The organism is Cytobacillus sp. BC1816, from assembly GCF_051353635.1.
Lineage (GTDB): Bacteria > Bacillota > Bacilli > Bacillales > Cytobacillaceae > Cytobacillus > Cytobacillus oceanisediminis_C.
Genome location: NZ_CP195611.1, coordinates 4442794 through 4460297, shown reverse-complemented (window position 1 = coordinate 4460297; position 17504 = coordinate 4442794). Strand labels below are relative to the sequence as shown.

At 45.3% G+C, this 17504-nt stretch carries 8 protein-coding genes, 20 tRNA genes and 3 rRNA genes; 29 read left to right on the top strand and 2 right to left on the bottom strand.

Annotated features, from left to right (window positions below; genetic code table 11):
* Positions 1-53: 53 nt before the first annotated feature.
* Complete coding sequence (locus ACR42H_RS22660) at positions 54-968, top strand: DMT family transporter (protein ID WP_436373356.1); 915 nt, start codon at positions 54-56, stop codon at positions 966-968.
* Between the two features lie 62 nt (positions 969-1030).
* Here the strand turns inward: ACR42H_RS22660 and ACR42H_RS22655 are convergent, their stop codons facing one another.
* Positions 1031-1210: a hypothetical protein gene (locus tag ACR42H_RS22655; protein ID WP_113884938.1), complete on the bottom strand. Its 180-nt coding sequence runs from the start codon at positions 1208-1210 to the stop codon at positions 1031-1033.
* A 760-nt stretch (positions 1211-1970) separates the two neighbouring features.
* Here ACR42H_RS22655 and ACR42H_RS22650 point away from each other — a divergent pair.
* The 23 genes from ACR42H_RS22650 (at position 1971) to ACR42H_RS22540 (ending at position 8979) form a co-directional block, all read left to right on the top strand.
* A 16S ribosomal RNA gene (locus tag ACR42H_RS22650) occupies positions 1971-3520 on the top strand.
* A gap of 307 nt (positions 3521-3827) precedes the next feature.
* Positions 3828-6763: ribosomal RNA gene (locus ACR42H_RS22645) — 23S ribosomal RNA — on the top strand.
* A 252-nt stretch (positions 6764-7015) separates the two neighbouring features.
* A 5S ribosomal RNA gene (gene rrf, locus ACR42H_RS22640) occupies positions 7016-7132 on the top strand.
* Together the 16S, 23S and 5S rRNA genes with 20 tRNA genes alongside form the textbook arrangement of a ribosomal RNA operon.
* A 9-nt stretch (positions 7133-7141) precedes the next feature.
* Positions 7142-7217 (top strand) — tRNA-Val (locus tag ACR42H_RS22635).
* Positions 7218-7237: 20 nt separating this feature from the next.
* Positions 7238-7313, top strand: a tRNA-Thr gene (locus tag ACR42H_RS22630).
* Positions 7314-7370: 57 nt separating this feature from the next.
* A tRNA-Lys gene (locus tag ACR42H_RS22625) sits at positions 7371-7446 on the top strand.
* A 15-nt stretch (positions 7447-7461) separates the two neighbouring features.
* Positions 7462-7546, top strand: a tRNA-Leu gene (locus ACR42H_RS22620).
* Positions 7547-7554: 8 nt separating this feature from the next.
* A tRNA-Gly gene (locus ACR42H_RS22615) sits at positions 7555-7629 on the top strand.
* Between the two features lie 6 nt (positions 7630-7635).
* Positions 7636-7724 (top strand) — tRNA-Leu (locus ACR42H_RS22610).
* A 15-nt stretch (positions 7725-7739) separates the two neighbouring features.
* Positions 7740-7816, top strand: a tRNA-Arg gene (locus ACR42H_RS22605).
* Positions 7817-7823: 7 nt separating this feature from the next.
* Positions 7824-7900, top strand: a tRNA-Pro gene (locus ACR42H_RS22600).
* Between the two features lie 9 nt (positions 7901-7909).
* Positions 7910-7985, top strand: a tRNA-Ala gene (locus ACR42H_RS22595).
* An 18-nt stretch (positions 7986-8003) separates the two neighbouring features.
* Positions 8004-8080: transfer RNA gene (locus ACR42H_RS22590), tRNA-Met, on the top strand.
* Positions 8081-8097: 17 nt separating this feature from the next.
* Positions 8098-8174, top strand: a tRNA-Ile gene (locus ACR42H_RS22585).
* Between the two features lie 13 nt (positions 8175-8187).
* Positions 8188-8280: transfer RNA gene (locus ACR42H_RS22580), tRNA-Ser, on the top strand.
* A 12-nt stretch (positions 8281-8292) separates the two neighbouring features.
* A tRNA-Met gene (locus tag ACR42H_RS22575) sits at positions 8293-8366 on the top strand.
* Between the two features lie 3 nt (positions 8367-8369).
* Positions 8370-8446, top strand: a tRNA-Asp gene (locus ACR42H_RS22570).
* A 24-nt stretch (positions 8447-8470) separates the two neighbouring features.
* Positions 8471-8546, top strand: a tRNA-Phe gene (locus ACR42H_RS22565).
* Positions 8547-8560: 14 nt separating this feature from the next.
* Positions 8561-8634, top strand: a tRNA-Gly gene (locus tag ACR42H_RS22560).
* A gap of 4 nt (positions 8635-8638) precedes the next feature.
* A tRNA-Ile gene (locus ACR42H_RS22555) sits at positions 8639-8715 on the top strand.
* Positions 8716-8729: 14 nt separating this feature from the next.
* A tRNA-Asn gene (locus ACR42H_RS22550) sits at positions 8730-8804 on the top strand.
* Positions 8805-8809: 5 nt separating this feature from the next.
* A tRNA-Ser gene (locus ACR42H_RS22545) sits at positions 8810-8900 on the top strand.
* A 7-nt stretch (positions 8901-8907) separates the two neighbouring features.
* Positions 8908-8979: transfer RNA gene (locus ACR42H_RS22540), tRNA-Glu, on the top strand.
* Positions 8980-9066: 87 nt separating this feature from the next.
* On the opposite strand, the gene ACR42H_RS22535 is transcribed toward ACR42H_RS22540, so the two are convergent.
* Positions 9067-9264 carry a hypothetical protein gene (locus ACR42H_RS22535; protein WP_113885583.1) on the bottom strand — a complete coding sequence of 66 codons (198 nt, stop codon included), beginning with the start codon at positions 9262-9264 and terminating at the stop codon, positions 9067-9069.
* A gap of 223 nt (positions 9265-9487) precedes the next feature.
* Here ACR42H_RS22535 and glgB point away from each other — a divergent pair, with 223 nt between their 5' ends.
* The 5 genes from glgB to ACR42H_RS22510 are packed head-to-tail and all read left to right on the top strand — an operon-like array spanning position 9488 to position 17456.
* A complete protein-coding gene (gene glgB, locus ACR42H_RS22530) occupies positions 9488-11434 on the top strand; it encodes a 1,4-alpha-glucan branching enzyme (RefSeq protein ID WP_436373353.1) in 1947 nt (648 codons plus the stop codon).
* Entirely contained in the window at positions 11376-12521 is a 1146-nt protein-coding gene (locus ACR42H_RS22525) for a glucose-1-phosphate adenylyltransferase (protein ID WP_436373351.1), read from the top strand. The genes glgB and ACR42H_RS22525 overlap by 59 nt, the downstream gene beginning before the upstream one ends.
* Before the next feature lie 54 nt (positions 12522-12575).
* Complete coding sequence (locus tag ACR42H_RS22520; RefSeq protein WP_113885580.1) at positions 12576-13604, top strand: sugar phosphate nucleotidyltransferase; 1029 nt, start codon at positions 12576-12578, stop codon at positions 13602-13604.
* Complete coding sequence (gene glgA / locus ACR42H_RS22515) at positions 13601-15052, top strand: glycogen synthase GlgA (protein WP_436373349.1); 1452 nt, start codon at positions 13601-13603, stop codon at positions 15050-15052. The genes ACR42H_RS22520 and glgA overlap by 4 nt, the downstream gene beginning before the upstream one ends.
* The gene (locus ACR42H_RS22510) at positions 15042-17456 is read left to right on the top strand and encodes a glycogen/starch/alpha-glucan phosphorylase (RefSeq protein ID WP_436373347.1); all 2415 of its coding nucleotides are present in this window, start codon (positions 15042-15044) and stop codon (positions 17454-17456) included. Before glgA ends, ACR42H_RS22510 begins: the two co-directional genes overlap by 11 nt.
* The last annotated feature ends 48 nt before the right edge of the window (positions 17457-17504 follow it).

Sequence of the window (17504 nt, the reverse complement as noted above, 5' to 3'; positions counted from 1 at the left end):
GTAAAATGAAATATACCCTAATTATTAGGGAACAGAAACAAGGAGTATTAAAAATGTCAGATAAAAAAATAAATCCCTATGTTGCCCTGGCAATTGGTGTAATTTCTGTCTCAACCTCTGCTATATTGGTGAAAGTATCCAGCGCTCCATCGGGAGTCATTGCGTTTTACCGGTTATTATTTTCCGTCCTATTCATGTTGCCTGTATTTCTTATAAAATATGTTCCGGAACTTCGTCTTATTACACGGAGGGATTGGATCTATTCCATCATCGCCGGTGTGTTTCTTGCCTTTCATTTTATTCTTTGGTTTGAGTCACTGAACTACACCTCTGTAGCCAGTTCTACAGTCCTTGTAACACTACAGCCCTTATTTGCATTTGCAGGCACATATTTCTTTTTTAAAGAAAAGTTTACCTGGAAAGCAATATTAAGCGGGCTTCTCGCAATTGTGGGCAGTGTTATTATCAGCTGGGGAGATTTTCAAATCAGCGGGACTGCTTTGTTCGGGGATATACTTGCAATCATTGCCTGCGCCCTGGTAACGGCTTACTTAATGTTTGGGCAAACAGTCAGAAAAAGGTTGTCGCTCGTTACCTATACTTTTGTTGTCTACAGTATAAGCACTGTTACATTGTTTTTCTACGTGTTAATCGTTAATGAACCGTTAATCCCATACGGAACCAGTGACTGGGTATATTTTATATTACTGGCCCTAGTTCCAACCCTGCTTGGACACACATTATTTAATTGGTCACTTAAATGGCTAAGCACCTCAACTATTTCTATGGCCATCTTATTTGAGCCGGTTGGTGCTGCAGTTCTAGCTTATTATTTACTTCAGGAGTCGATTATATGGACACAAGTTCTTGGTGGAACAGTCGTAATTGGAGGAATAACTCTCTTCTTATTAGATGAGAGAAGGATTCGGATGAAAGAATGGAAGAAAAAAACAACGATTTCCGGATAAACGGATAACCTATCTATAGTTATATAAGATAGAAAAATCTCCCTGAGAATGGGGAGATTTTTTTATCTAAATACATAAGTCAGAGCAGAAAAAATAAATGCGGCTGTAACTGAAAAGATGAAGGTGCCACCATAGACCTCTTCATCTGAATTTGCAATTTTAAGGCCTTCTGCATATGCATAAGCAAATAAAAATATGGCCATGATTACTGATAGATATAGTGCTGCGGTTTCCAGTGTCATTCACACACCTTCCGTTTAGATTAGAGTTAATAGATTTTATGAAAAATAACCAAAACTATTACTATTTCTTTGTATTGATAGTTTATTAAAACTTTATTTTTCATCCTTTTGGCGGTTAATCAATAAAATAAGTATAAATTTAATTATTGTTTTAAAAAGCTTATAAAAGTGTGGAAAAGTGAACAAAGTTATCCACATGCTGTGAGTAACTTTGTTGACAACTGTAATAATAAGTGTTTGGTCGTGGATAAGTTTGTGGGTATGTGAGGTGAATGGTTCCGGAAATATGTTACTAATATAATGAATTGTCATAAGCTCTGGTGAAATGCGTATAAAATTGGTGTTAAGAAAATGTACACTTTATTAAATCTGGCTGCAGAACAATTTAAGTAAATGCAGTTTCATAATGGCACCGTTTTTATTTGGTTCCAGAACAGTAATCTCTAATAGAGAAAGGATATATGATTAATATGTACTGAAAATATAAAGATAAACATTTTTAAAAATTATATTGCAAACATTTAATAAGTCATGGTATATTAATTCTTGTCCTCAACAAGGCGAGTTAAACTGAGAAAAAACATTTTAAAAAGTTATTGACTTGCTAATGGATAACATGTTATATTTATAAAGTCGCTTCTGAGCGATAAGGTAAATTATAGCAAAGATAAATTGATCTTTGAAAACTGAACGAACAAAAACGTCAACGTTAATTCATTAGTCTTTTTTGAAAAGACAACTTATGAGCTTAATCAACTCTTATATGGAGAGTTTGATCCTGGCTCAGGACGAACGCTGGCGGCGTGCCTAATACATGCAAGTCGAGCGGACAGATGGGAGCTTGCTCCCTGAAGTCAGCGGCGGACGGGTGAGTAACACGTGGGCAACCTGCCTGTAAGACTGGGATAACTCCGGGAAACCGGGGCTAATACCGGATAATTCTTTCCCTCACATGAGGGAAAGCTGAAAGATGGTTTCGGCTATCACTTACAGATGGGCCCGCGGCGCATTAGCTAGTTGGTGAGGTAACGGCTCACCAAGGCAACGATGCGTAGCCGACCTGAGAGGGTGATCGGCCACACTGGGACTGAGACACGGCCCAGACTCCTACGGGAGGCAGCAGTAGGGAATCTTCCGCAATGGACGAAAGTCTGACGGAGCAACGCCGCGTGAGTGATGAAGGTTTTCGGATCGTAAAACTCTGTTGTTAGGGAAGAACAAGTACCGGAGTAACTGCCGGTACCTTGACGGTACCTAACCAGAAAGCCACGGCTAACTACGTGCCAGCAGCCGCGGTAATACGTAGGTGGCAAGCGTTGTCCGGAATTATTGGGCGTAAAGCGCGCGCAGGCGGTTCCTTAAGTCTGATGTGAAAGCCCCCGGCTCAACCGGGGAGGGTCATTGGAAACTGGGGAACTTGAGTGCAGAAGAGAAGAGTGGAATTCCACGTGTAGCGGTGAAATGCGTAGAGATGTGGAGGAACACCAGTGGCGAAGGCGACTCTTTGGTCTGTAACTGACGCTGAGGCGCGAAAGCGTGGGGAGCAAACAGGATTAGATACCCTGGTAGTCCACGCCGTAAACGATGAGTGCTAAGTGTTAGAGGGTTTCCGCCCTTTAGTGCTGCAGCAAACGCATTAAGCACTCCGCCTGGGGAGTACGGCCGCAAGGCTGAAACTCAAAGGAATTGACGGGGGCCCGCACAAGCGGTGGAGCATGTGGTTTAATTCGAAGCAACGCGAAGAACCTTACCAGGTCTTGACATCTCCTGACAACCCTAGAGATAGGGCGTTCCCCTTCGGGGGACAGGATGACAGGTGGTGCATGGTTGTCGTCAGCTCGTGTCGTGAGATGTTGGGTTAAGTCCCGCAACGAGCGCAACCCTTGATCTTAGTTGCCAGCATTCAGTTGGGCACTCTAAGGTGACTGCCGGTGACAAACCGGAGGAAGGTGGGGATGACGTCAAATCATCATGCCCCTTATGACCTGGGCTACACACGTGCTACAATGGATGGTACAAAGGGCTGCGAGACCGCGAGGTTAAGCGAATCCCATAAAACCATTCTCAGTTCGGATTGCAGGCTGCAACTCGCCTGCATGAAGCCGGAATCGCTAGTAATCGCGGATCAGCATGCCGCGGTGAATACGTTCCCGGGCCTTGTACACACCGCCCGTCACACCACGAGAGTTTGTAACACCCGAAGTCGGTGGGGTAACCTTTTGGAGCCAGCCGCCTAAGGTGGGACAGATGATTGGGGTGAAGTCGTAACAAGGTAGCCGTATCGGAAGGTGCGGCTGGATCACCTCCTTTCTAAGGATATTTACATGAAACGTGACGCGTTTTGTTCGTTCAGTTTTGAGAGTTCAATCTCTCAATGAAAGATTCGTTCTTTGAAAACTAGATAATGTTAATGAAGAAGCAATAACCGAGTAATCGCCATCTTAGTTTTTTTCTCTTATTTTTGTTTTAAAACGAAGTAAGAGCACAAACCATGAGGGCAATGAGAAGCAAGAAGATCAAGGAAGCGACCGAGCGAGCACCGGAGCGTACGAGAGTACGCGAGGAGCACAGTGACGGAGCTGACGCAGAGATTCGCCGCTTATCATTGGCCGAAGTAGGTTAAGTTAGAAAGGGCGCACGGTGAATGCCTTGGCACTAGGAGCCGATGAAGGACGGTACTAACACCGATATGCTTCGGGGAGCTGTAAGTAAGCTTTGATCCGGAGATTTCCGAATGGGGAAACCCCCTATCCGTAATGGGATAGGATCTTTACCTGAATACATAGGGTATGGAAGGCAGACCCGGGGAACTGAAACATCTAAGTACCCGGAGGAAGAGAAAGCAAACGCGATTCCCTGAGTAGCGGCGAGCGAAACGGGATTAGCCCAAACCAGGAGGCTTGCCTCCTGGGGTTGTAGGACACTCTATACGGAGTTACAAAGGAACGAGGTAAATGAACAGGTCTGGAAAGGCCGGCCAGAGAAGGTAAAAGCCCTGTAGTTGAAACTTCGTTCCCTCCAGAGTGGATCCTGAGTACGGCGGGACACGAGAAATCCCGTCGGAAGCAGGGAGGACCATCTCCCAAGGCTAAATACTCCCTAGTGACCGATAGTGAACCAGTACCGTGAGGGAAAGGTGAAAAGCACCCCGGAAGGGGAGTGAAAGAGATCCTGAAACCGTGTGCCTACAAGTAGTTAGAGCCCGTTAATGGGTGATAGCGTGCCTTTTGTAGAATGAACCGGCGAGTTACGATTACATGCGAGGTTAAGTTGATGAGACGGAGCCGCAGCGAAAGCGAGTCTGAATAGGGCGAATGAGTATGTGGTCGTAGACCCGAAACCAGGTGATCTACCCATGTCCAGGGTGAAGTCCAGGTAACACTGGATGGAGGCCCGAACCCACGCACGTTGAAAAGTGCGGGGATGAGGTGTGGGTAGCGGAGAAATTCCAATCGAACTTGGAGATAGCTGGTTCTCTCCGAAATAGCTTTAGGGCTAGCCTCATGTAGTAAGAGTCTTGGAGGTAGAGCACTGTTTGGACTAGGGGCCCCCATCGGGTTACCGAATTCAGACAAACTCCGAATGCCAAAGACTTATCCATGGGAGTCAGACTGCGAGTGATAAGATCCGTAGTCAAGAGGGAAACAGCCCAGACCACCAGCTAAGGTCCCAAAGTATACGTTAAGTGGAAAAGGATGTGGAGTTGCTTAGACAACCAGGATGTTGGCTTAGAAGCAGCCACCATTTAAAGAGTGCGTAATAGCTCACTGGTCGAGTGACTCCGCGCCGAAAATGTACCGGGGCTAAACGTATCACCGAAGCTGTGGATTGACATCTTACGATGTCAGTGGTAGGAGAGCGTTCTAAGGGCGTTGAAGCGGGATCGCAAGGACCCGTGGAGCGCTTAGAAGTGAGAATGCCGGTATGAGTAGCGAAAGATGGGTGAGAATCCCATCCACCGAATGCCTAAGGTTTCCTGAGGAAGGCTCGTCCGCTCAGGGTTAGTCGGGACCTAAGCCGAGGCTGAAAAGCGTAGGCGATGGACAACAGGTTGATATTCCTGTACCACCTCTTTACCGTTTGAGCAATGGGGGGACGCAGGAGGATAGGGTAAGCGCGCTGCTGGATTAGCGCGTCCAAGCAGTTAGGCCGGTAACGAGGCAAATCCCGTTACCACATAGGCTGAGCTGTGACGGCGAGGGAAATTTAGTACCGAAGTTCCTGATTCCACACTGCCAAGAAAAGCCTCTAGCGAGGGAAAAGGTGCCCGTACCGCAAACCGACACAGGTAGGCGAGGAGAGAATCCTAAGGTGAGCGAGAGAACTCTCGTTAAGGAACTCGGCAAAATGACCCCGTAACTTCGGGAGAAGGGGTGCTCATTAGGGTGAATAGCCCTGATGAGCCGCAGTGAATAGGCCCAGGCGACTGTTTAGCAAAAACACAGGTCTCTGCGAAGCCGCAAGGCGAAGTATAGGGGCTGACGCCTGCCCGGTGCTGGAAGGTTAAGAGGAGAGGTTAGCGCAAGCGAAGCTTTGAATCGAAGCCCCAGTAAACGGCGGCCGTAACTATAACGGTCCTAAGGTAGCGAAATTCCTTGTCGGGTAAGTTCCGACCCGCACGAAAGGCGTAACGATCTGGGCACTGTCTCAACGAGAGACTCGGTGAAATTATAGTACCTGTGAAGATGCAGGTTACCCGCGACAGGACGGAAAGACCCCGTGGAGCTTTACTGTAGCCTGATATTGAATTTTGGTACAGCTTGTACAGGATAGGTAGGAGCCTGAGAAGCCGGAGCGCTAGCTTCGGTGGAGGCGTCGGTGGGATACTACCCTGGCTGTATTGAAATTCTAACCCGCGCCCCTTATCGGGGCGGGAGACAGTGTCAGGTGGGCAGTTTGACTGGGGCGGTCGCCTCCTAAAAAGTAACGGAGGCGCCCAAAGGTTCCCTCAGAATGGTTGGAAATCATTCGCAGAGTGTAAAGGCACAAGGGAGCTTGACTGCGAGACCTACAAGTCGAGCAGGGACGAAAGTCGGGCTTAGTGATCCGGTGGTTCCGCATGGAAGGGCCATCGCTCAACGGATAAAAGCTACCCCGGGGATAACAGGCTTATCTCCCCCAAGAGTCCACATCGACGGGGAGGTTTGGCACCTCGATGTCGGCTCATCGCATCCTGGGGCTGTAGTCGGTCCCAAGGGTTGGGCTGTTCGCCCATTAAAGCGGTACGCGAGCTGGGTTCAGAACGTCGTGAGACAGTTCGGTCCCTATCCGTCGTGGGCGCAGGAAATTTGAGAGGAGCTGTCCTTAGTACGAGAGGACCGGGATGGACGCACCGCTGGTGTACCAGTTGTCTTGCCAAAGGCATCGCTGGGTAGCTATGTGCGGAAGGGATAAGTGCTGAAAGCATCTAAGCATGAAGCCCCCCTCGAGATGAGATTTCCCATAGCGTCAAGCTAGTAAGATCCCTGAAAGATGATCAGGTTGATAGGTCAGAGGTGGAAGCGTGGCGACATGTGGAGCTGACTGATACTAATCGATCGAGGACTTAACCAAAACGAAAAGCGGAGGCGACTGTTCAACTTCGAGAGACGTTGGAGAGCCGGCCATTCAAATCCTGGTTTTGGGATTTGGAGGGACGGATCGAAACGGCCGAGAAGTTAGGAGCCGAAGCTAGACAAGTCATTGGTGAATACTCGGCAAATGCTTCTTCATACATTATCTAGTTTTGAGGGAATGAAAAATATGAAATTTCCTCTTGAAAAATCTTAAAAAGACGGTATAATAAAACTTGTCTTTGAAAAATAGTCTGGTGGCGATAGCGAGAAGGTCACACCCGTTCCCATACCGAACACGGAAGTTAAGCTTCTCAGCGCCAATGGTAGTTAGGGGCTGTCCCCTTGTGAGAGTAGGACGCTGCCGGGCGTTAATAATGGAGGATTAGCTCAGCTGGGAGAGCATCTGCCTTACAAGCAGAGGGTCGGCGGTTCGATCCCGTCATCCTCCACCATTAATTTAAATGTACAAGCTGCCGGTGTAGCTCAATTGGTAGAGCAACTGACTTGTAATCAGTAGGTTGGGGGTTCAAGTCCTCTCGCCGGCACCACTTCAATTCTTTTAGAAAATAAAGCCATTCAAGCTTTAGGAAGTCTCATAAAAGTATGAGCCATTAGCTCAGTCGGTAGAGCATCTGACTTTTAATCAGAGGGTCGAAGGTTCGAGTCCTTCATGGCTCACCATTTTAATTTCATATTGCGGGTGTGGCGGAATTGGCAGACGCACCAGACTTAGGATCTGGCGCCGCAAGGCGTGGGGGTTCGACTCCCTTCACCCGCACCATTCTTTATGCGGAAGTAGTTCAGTGGTAGAACATCACCTTGCCAAGGTGGGGGTCGCGGGTTCGAATCCCGTCTTCCGCTCCATTTATTGCCGGGGTGGCGGAACTGGCAGACGCACAGGACTTAAAATCCTGCGGTAGGTGACTACCGTACCGGTTCGATTCCGGTCCTCGGCACCAGTAGAATTTAATAATGCGCCCGTAGCTCAATTGGATAGAGCGTTTGACTACGGATCAAAAGGTTAGGGGTTCGACTCCTCTCGGGCGCGCCATTATATACGGGGAGTAGCTCAGCTTGGTAGAGCACTTGGTTTGGGACCAAGGGGTCGCAGGTTCGAATCCTGTCTTCCCGACCATTTAATACTGGGGCCTTAGCTCAGCTGGGAGAGCGCCTGCTTTGCACGCAGGAGGTCAGCGGTTCGATCCCGCTAGGCTCCACCATGAATATTTTAACATTTCGGCGGTGTAGCTCAGCTGGCTAGAGCGTACGGTTCATACCCGTGAGGTCGGGGGTTCGATCCCCTCCGCCGCTACCATTTCATTCATCGATGCTGGACCTTTAGCTCAGCTGGTTAGAGCAGACGGCTCATAACCGTCCGGTCGTAGGTTCGAGTCCTACAAGGTCCACCATTTTCATTTATACGGAGGAATACCCAAGTCCGGCTGAAGGGATCGGTCTTGAAAACCGACAGGCGGGTCAAACCGCGCAGGGGTTCGAATCCCCTTTCCTCCTCCATAATATTATTGTCGCGGGGTGGAGCAGTCCGGTAGCTCGTCGGGCTCATAACCCGAAGGTCGCAGGTTCAAATCCTGCCCCCGCAATCTGGTCCGGTAGTTCAGTTGGTTAGAATGCCTGCCTGTCACGCAGGAGGTCGCGGGTTCGAGTCCCGTCCGGACCGCCATTTCTACAAAAAAATTAATAATATGGCTCAGTAGCTCAGTCGGTAGAGCAAAGGACTGAAAATCCTTGTGTCGGCGGTTCGATTCCGTCCTGAGCCACCATTTTAGAACCCTATGCGGGTGTAGTTTAGTGGTAAAACCTCAGCCTTCCAAGCTGATGATGAGGGTTCGATTCCCTTCACCCGCTCCAAAATGGGCCTATAGCTCAGCTGGTTAGAGCGCACGCCTGATAAGCGTGAGGTCGATGGTTCGAGTCCATTTAGGCCCACCATTTTATATTATTGTTCCGCAGTAGCTCAGTGGTAGAGCATTCGGCTGTTAACCGAACGGTCGTAGGTTCGAATCCTACCTGCGGAGCCATATATGGGGAAGTACTCAAGTGGCTGAAGAGGCGCCCCTGCTAAGGGTGTAGGTCGGGTAACCGGCGCGAGGGTTCAAATCCCTCCTTCTCCGCCATATTATTGGCCCCTTGGTCAAGCGGTTAAGACACCGCCCTTTCACGGCGGTAACACGGGTTCGAATCCCGTAGGGGTCATACAAAAAAGCTGTCAACAATTTGTTGGCAGCTTTTTTGTTGTCTTTTCTGTTCCAGCTTACCCTCGGTTAGTTGCTTCTCTGTTTTTTAATCAAACATCTCTTCTTCCTTACTTAATTTATTGCCCGGGTTATTCAAATCAATTTCAGAAGATATCCCCGTATAAGGGCCTCTAAACATATCCCCTATGGCCATAATCTTGCCATCCGGTGCTTCAAATAATGGAATTCTTATTTCATTTTTTGATGCCTCGTTTAATAAAAACTCCTCTTCTTTATTGCTCAAAATATTATTCTCCTTTCATTTTTTGCTTGCATACTTTGTTTTATCTTGTCTAAGTTTACCGGAGATTATGTCGAAGGCTGTTAAATTGGGCAGAATGCTATCAGTTTTTAGCGGGATTTGAATGTTGTTGTCACAAAATTAAAAAAACTTTTACAAGGATTTTTCTCACCTTCCACGAATATAACAGGAAAGTCAAAAGAAACGACACTGGGTGGGGAGAAGGATGGTAGTGGATACTTTGGTTCCAACCGATTATCAGCTGCATTTGTTCCATGAAGGGACATATTATGAGAGTCACCAGTTATTTGGTGCACATGTAGTTTCAAATGGTGGAGAAGTGATTACCCGTTTTTGCGTGTGGGCACCGAACGCCGAAATTATCAGATTAGTCGGTGATTTTAATGATTGGAATGGAGAAGGCTATACCTTACATAGAGTGAATAATGAAGGTGTCTGGTTTATTCAGCTGGATGGAAACATGGAAGGTGCCTTGTATAAGTATGAAATTGAAACAAAGAAAGGGGATGTGATACTAAAGGCTGATCCTTATAGCTTTTTTTCAGAAGTAAGGCCCAATACAGCATCTAAAGTATATTCGCTGGACGGATATCAGTGGAATGACAGCAAATGGATGCAAAAAAAAGAAACGAAGCCTATTTATACTGAGCCTGCAGTCATTTATGAAGTCCATCTGGGTTCGTGGAAGCAAAAAGAGTCTGGAAGTCTGTATACATACAGGGAGCTTGCAGATGAACTCATTCCTTATGTGGTGGAGCATGGGTTTACGCACATAGAATTGCTTCCTCTAATTGAGCATCCGCTCGACGCTTCCTGGGGCTATCAGGGAACAGGTTATTACTCTGTTACAAGCCGTTATGGCAGCCCGCATGATTTTATGTATTTTGTTGATCAGTGCCATCAGCAGGGTGTTGGGGTCATTCTGGACTGGGTACCGGGGCACTTCTGCAAAGATGCCCACGGTCTTTACCAGTTTGATGGTTCGTATTTGTATGAGTATGAAACAGAAGGCGACAGAGAGAACAGAGTATGGGGGACTGCTAATTTTGACCTCAGCAAAAATGAAGTGCAAAGCTTTCTTATTTCCAACGCTGTTTTTTGGATGGAAAAATATCATATTGATGGCTTCCGGGTTGATGCGGTGGCTAATATCATCTATTGGACTAACCGGGATGGAAAGACAGAAAATCCATTCGGCACCCGTTTTCTGCAAAATTTAAATAAAGTTGTTTCTCAATATGACTCCTCCTTTCTTATGATGGCAGAGGATTCAACAGACTGGCCGCAAGTGACTGCACCAGTCCATTATGGGGGGCTGGGTTTTCATTACAAGTGGAATATGGGCTGGATGAATGACGTTCTTACATATATGGAAACAGCACCTGAGAGGCGATCTGATGTTCATGGAAAGATGACGTTTTCGCTTTTGTATGCTTTTACAGAAAACTTTGTACTGCCTTTTTCACATGATGAAGTTGTCCATGGGAAAAAATCACTGCTTGATAAAATGCCGGGAGATTACTGGCAAAAATTTGCGCAATTCAGGCTCCTGCTTGGCTACATGATTGCCCACCCCGGCAAAAAGCTTCTTTTCATGGGGAGCGAACTTGGGCAGTTTTCCGAATGGAAAGACAAAGAACAGCTTGATTGGCATCTGCTTGATTACGAGATGCATAAAAAAGCAAATGATTATGTGAAAGAATTAATAAAGATTTATAAACGTTCAAAGGCTCTTTTTGAGCTTGATCACCTTCAGGATGGCTTTGAATGGATTGATTGTCATAATGCAGACCAATCCATCTTTTCTTTTATCAGAAAAGGCTCAAAAGTGGATGATTTTCATGTGATTGTCTGCAATTTCACACCTGCTTACTACCCTAATTATCGTATTGGGATTCCAAAGGCGGGGTCTTATAGGGAAATACTCAACAGTGATAAGGATAGCTTTGGAGGATCAAATTGCACCAATAAGAGGGTCCTCAAGACTGAGGAAAAAGAGTTTCATGGCAAGCCGTTCAGTTTGGAAATGTCTGTTCCGCCATTTGGCATTTCAATCTTACGCCCTGTAAAACATCGGAAGGAGAGGAAGGAAAATGGGAAAGAAAAAGTGCGTCGCAATGTTATTAGCAGGAGGGAAAGGGAGCAGGCTTAGTTCTCTGACAAAAAGTCTTGCGAAACCCGCAGTTCCGTTTGGAGGGAAATACCGGATTATTGATTTTACATTGAGCAATTGCACTAATTCCGGTATTGATACAGTAGGTGTTCTTACCCAATATCAGCCGCTGGTTCTGAATTCGTATATTGGCATAGGAAGCGCATGGGATCTTGATAGAAAGAACGGCGGTGTGACAGTGCTGCCCCCTTACAGCGAATCATCGGAAGTCAAGTGGTATACAGGAACAGCGAGTGCCATTTATCAGAACCTCAATTATCTAAAGCAATATGATCCAGAATATGTCCTGATTTTATCCGGTGATCATATTTATAAGATGAATTATGAGCTGATGCTGAATTATCATATTGAAAAAGGCGCCGATGCCACTATTTCTGTAATTGAAGTGCCTTGGCCGGAGGCAAGCAGGTTCGGAATCATGAACACGGATAAGGAGATGCGGGTCGCAGAATTTGAGGAAAAACCAGCATATCCCAAAAATAATTTGGCCTCTATGGGAATATATATTTTTAATTGGTCTGTTTTAAAGGAATATCTGGAAATGGATGACCGCAATCCGGAATCAAGTCATGATTTTGGCAAGGATATCATTCCATTAATGCTTGACGAAAATAAAAAGCTGTTCGCATACCCGTTCAATGGCTACTGGAAGGATGTCGGTACAGTCAAGAGCCTGTGGGAGGCAAATATGGATTTATTGGATGATGAATGCGAGCTGAATCTATTTGATCATGATTGGAGGATCTATTCAGTGAATCCGAATCATCCTCCACAGTATATTTCAACTCAAGCAGAGGTTGCGGAGTCTTTAATAAATGAAGGCTGCACAATTGAAGGGGAAGTTGAAAAGTCAGTGCTATTTCAAGGGGTTCTGGTTGGGAAGAATACTGTGATCCGTGAATCGGTCATCATGCCTGATGCTGTAATTGGTGAAAATGTCTATATTGAAAAGGCGATTGTGCCAAGCGGAATGAACATACCTGATGGCGTTGTGATTAGTGCTTCCGAAGAAGATGATGAAATTATTCTGATAACACAGGAAATGATACAGGGAATTTGTTCTTAATTCACAGCCTGGATGCCAAAACGGCGCCTGGCCAATAAAACGGGAGGTAATGTCATGAAGAAGAGAATGCTTGGTGTGATAGACGCAACAACCTACCATGAAGATTTAGAGGAATTGACAGTACACAGGTCGCTCGCAGCTGTTCCGTTTGCAGGCCGCTATAGGCTAATCGATTTTGTTCTCTCCAATATGGTCAACTCGGATATTGAAAGTGTTGCCATATTTCCGAAGTATCAATATCGCTCTTTAATGGATCATCTTGGTTCGGGGAAAAACTGGGACCTAAATAGAAAAAGGGATGGGCTATTCTTTTTCCCATCTCCTTTGCTGGATAGTCCAAGTAAAGGTATTGGATCTTTCAATCACTTTGCTGCTAATTTGGATTATTTTTATCGCAGTAAACAGGAGTATGCATTGATCTCAAACTGTTTTACCGTTTTTAATATGGATTTCAGGCCTGTTCTAGATAGACATATTATGACCGGTTGTGATATTACAGTTGTTCGGCAGGATGGGCGCTCCCTTGAAATGTACCTTGTAAAAACTTCGCTGCTCGTTAGCTTAATAGAGAATAGAAACGAAACTGGATACACATGCATGAGTGATGTCGTTACAGACATCCATCATTCCTACACGATATGCAATTATGAATATGACGGTTTGGCCGTCATGATTGATTCCATTGAAAATTACTTTGCTGCCAGCATGGGGCTATTGGAACCAGAAGCATGGAATAATATTTTTCTGCGCAGCCAGCCGATTTATACAAAAGTAAAAGATGAACCGCCAACCCGTTATATGAAAGGTGCAAGCGCAAAGAATTCGATGATTGCGAATGGATGTATGATTGAAGGGACAGTTGAGAACAGCATTATCTCCCGCGGGGTGAAAATTGGCAAAGGTTCAGTCGTGAAAAACTGCATGATTATGCAAAAAACCCAAATTGGAGAAAACTGTGTTTTAGACTCCGTTATTTTAGATAAAGATGTTAAGGTAGAATCCGGTGCCAGGATTGAGGGAAGACATGAAATGCCTCTGGTTATTCGCAAAGGTACCGTACAAGGAGCGCTGATGAACTCGTGAAAGTATTGTTTGCTGTTTCTGAATGTGTTCCATTCGTTAAATCCGGAGGTCTTGCCGACGTAGCCGGTTCTCTTCCAAAAGAACTTGCAAAGCAGGGGACTGACGTACGGGTTATTCTTCCTAAGTATGGTTCCATATCAGATGATTTAAAAAAGAAAATGTCTAAAAAGTGCGAGTTTACAGTTCAAGTAGGCTGGAGAAACCAGTTTTGCGGAATTGAAGAACTTGAGCATCAGGGAATCGTATTCTATTTTGTTGATAATGAATACTACTACAACCGTGAAAAATTATACGGGTATTATGATGATGGAGAGAGGTTTGCCTATTTTAACCGGGCCGTGCTGGATGCTCTTCAGTATATTGATTTCTACCCGGATGTCATTCACAGCCATGATTGGCATACTGGGATAATTCCTTTTCTGCTTAGGGTTGAGTATCGTTCGAAAAAGGGGTATGAGTTCATTCGGACAGTCTTCACCATTCATAATCTTCAGTTTCAGGGAATCATGCCGGGGAGTGCTTTAGGGGATCTATTAGGGCTTGACTATAGCCACTTTCATCCAGATAAGCTTGAATTCTTCGGAAATATCAATTTTATGAAGGGCGGACTTGTTGCTGCTGATAAAATTACAACAGTCAGCCCTACTTATAAAAATGAAATTCAAACGAAATATTACGGAGAGAAACTGCATGATTTGCTGAAGCGCAGAGCTTATGATTTGGAAGGAATCTTAAATGGGATTGATGATGAGTTTTATAATCCTGAGAAGGATCCATTTATAAAAGAGAACTATGCCGTTGAAAAGCTTCAGATTAAAAAAGAGAATAAGATGCATCTTCAGAAAAAATTCAGCCTGCCGGTAAAGGAAGAGGTTCCTCTTATAGCCATGGTTACAAGGCTGACAAAACAAAAGGGCCTGGATCTAGTTAAATGTGTGCTCCATGAGCTTATGCAGGATGATATACAAGTTCTTGTTTTGGGAACTGGGGATCCTGAGTTTGAGCAATTTTTCAGGGAGATGGAAGCGGGGTACCCAGATAAGTGCAAAGCATTTATTGGGTTTGATGAGGGGCTTGCACATGAATTCTATGCAGGATCCGATTTATTCTTAATGCCTTCACAATTTGAGCCCTGCGGTTTAGGGCAGATGATCGCAATGAGGTATGGATCCATTCCCATCGTCAGGGAAACAGGCGGATTAAATGATACTGTTCATTCTTATAATGAATACACAGGAGAAGGCAACGGCTTTTCCTTCAGCCATTTTAATGCCCATGATATGCTGTACACTATTAGAAGAGCAATAAGCTTTTACGGTGACAGCAAAGTATGGGAGCAAATTATGAAAAATGCAATGGGAATGGATTATAGCTGGGCGCAATCTGCTTTCAAATACAATCAGCTATATGCAGGCCTTGTTTCAAGGAGTGAAAGCCATGTTTTCTGATCGTGATGAGTTCAAAGAGGAATTCCTGAAGAAACTGGAGATGTCCTGCGGTAAAAGCTTTGGTGAAAGCACAGAAAGAGATCATTACTTCACGCTCGGAAATATGATCAGGGAACATGTGAGCACAGAGTGGATTAATACAAATGAGCGGTACCGCATCGACCGTGAAAAGCAGGTGTATTACTTATCCATCGAGTTTTTATTAGGGCGCCTGCTTCATCATAATCTGATAAACCTGGGAATTGAGCAGGTTGTCAAGGAAGGTCTGGCAGATCTGGGAATTGACTTGAACCGCCTTGAAGAAATCGAGGCAGATGCAGGGCTTGGAAACGGCGGGCTGGGACGTCTGGCAGCTTGCTTTATGGATTCACTGGCATCCTTGAATCTTCCCGGCCATGGCTGCGGAATTCGTTATAAGCATGGACTATTTGAGCAGAAAATTGTGGATGGCTATCAGGTGGAGCTTCCGGAGCAGTGGCTGCGGAACGGTCATGTCTGGGAAGTAAGAAAAGCAGACCTGGCAATTGAAGTTCCTTTTTGGGGCAAAGTCGAAACGGCAGAGGACGACGGCAGGCTTGTTTTCCGCCATGTGAATGCTGAGACGATTTCGGCTGTTCCTTACGATATGCCTGTCGCTGGATATAAAACAGATACCATTAACACTCTTAGGCTTTGGAATGCTGAACCCTCTCCTTATCCTGTAAATCATGATATTTTAAAATATAAACGGGAAACCGAATCTGTTTCGGAGTTCCTATATCCTGATGATACCCATGATGAAGGGAAGATTCTAAGGCTGAAGCAGCAATACTTTCTGGTTTCGGCCAGTATCCGTTCCATTGTGCGTTCCTATCGAAAGCAGCATAATAGTTTAAGAGACTTCCATGAGTTTGTGAGCATTCATATTAATGATACACATCCGGTCCTTGCGATTCCTGAACTTATGAGAATCCTGCTGGATGAAGAAGGAATGGGCTGGGAGGAAGCCTGGGACATTACCGTCCGGACGATTGCCTATACGAATCATACAACTCTTTCGGAGGCGTTGGAGAAATGGCCTGTCCGCATTTTCCAGCCTTTGCTTCCGCGGATTTATATGATAGTTAATGAAATCAATGAGCGCTTTTGCCGCGAACTTTGGGACAGATATCCGGGTGACTGGAAGCGGATTGAGGATATGGCGATCATCGCACATGACCAGGTTAAGATGGCCCACCTTGCCCTTGTCGGCAGCTCCAGTGTAAATGGTGTTGCCGCACTTCATACAGAAATCTTAAAGAATCGGGAAATGAATCAGTTTTATGGAATCTTTCCTGAGAAGTTTAATAATAAAACTAATGGGATCACACATAGAAGATGGCTCCTGAAAGCCAATCCGCTTTTGTCCGATCTTATTAATGAGGGCATTGGGGCTGGCTGGATTCGGGAACCGGAAAAGCTTCACGAACTGGCAGTTTATAAGAATGATAGAGTTTTCCTTGATCAGCTGCATCAGGTTAAACAATTGAACAAGGAAAGATTGGCGAAGCGCATTCAGGAGCAGCAGGGCATTGTGGTTGATACGTCTTCCATTTTTGACATTCAGGTTAAGCGTCTGCATGCTTATAAACGCCAGCTGTTAAATATTCTTCATGTTATGCATTTATATAATAGGCTGAAGGAAGACTCCAATTTCCGCATGCACCCGCGGACATTTATTTTTGGGGCAAAAGCTTCGCCAGGCTATTACTATGCAAAGAAAATCATTAAATTAATTAATACCGTCGCTGCAAAGATAAACAATGACCCGCAGACAAGAGATATTCTTAAGGTTATCTTCCTGGAAAATTACCGGGTTTCACTGGCGGAGGAAATTTTTCCGGCTGCGGATATCAGTGAGCAAATTTCAACGGCAAGCAAGGAAGCTTCCGGTACAGGCAATATGAAATTCATGATGAATGGCGCTTTGACAGTGGGCACGCTGGATGGAGCCAATATTGAGATAAAAGAAAAAGCAGGAGATGACAATATTTTTATCTTTGGCCTAACGGCAGATGAGGTTCTCAGCTATTACCAAAATGGCGGATATAATTCCAGAGAGTATTATCATCATGATAAGCGAATCCGCCAGGTTGCCGACCAGCTCGTGAATGGATATTTCCCGGATGCCGATGATGAATTCGAGCCCATTTTTGACTCACTCCTGATGGAAAATGACCAATACTTTGTGTTGAGAGATTTTGCTTCCTATGTCAATATCCAGAAAGAAGCTGGGAAAGCATATGAGGATCGGGAACATTGGCTGAAAATGAGCTTAATGAACATTGCCGGTTCAGGATATTTTTCTAGCGACCGAACAATCAGCGAATATGCAAGGGAAATCTGGAAAATCAAGCCCGCTGGCGTTGAGATGATTAATAAGTAAAAAGGAGAACAGCCCTTCAATGAGAAGAGGCTGTTTTTTGTTAATTAG

Bases quoted from the DNA above. Each gene is read 5' to 3' on its own strand.
- ACR42H_RS22660 (WP_436373356.1), top strand. From the start codon at position 54: ATGTCAGATAAAAAAATAAATCCCTATGTTGCCCTGGCAATTGGTGTA.
- ACR42H_RS22655 (WP_113884938.1), bottom strand. From the start codon at position 1,210: ATGACACTGGAAACCGCAGCACTATATCTATCAGTAATCATGGCCATA.
- glgB (WP_436373353.1), top strand. From the start codon at position 9,488: ATGGTAGTGGATACTTTGGTTCCAACCGATTATCAGCTGCATTTGTTC.
- ACR42H_RS22525 (WP_436373351.1), top strand. From the start codon at position 11,376: ATGGGAAAGAAAAAGTGCGTCGCAATGTTATTAGCAGGAGGGAAAGGG.
- ACR42H_RS22520 (WP_113885580.1), top strand. From the start codon at position 12,576: ATGAAGAAGAGAATGCTTGGTGTGATAGACGCAACAACCTACCATGAA.
- ACR42H_RS22510 (WP_436373347.1), top strand. From the start codon at position 15,042: ATGTTTTCTGATCGTGATGAGTTCAAAGAGGAATTCCTGAAGAAACTG.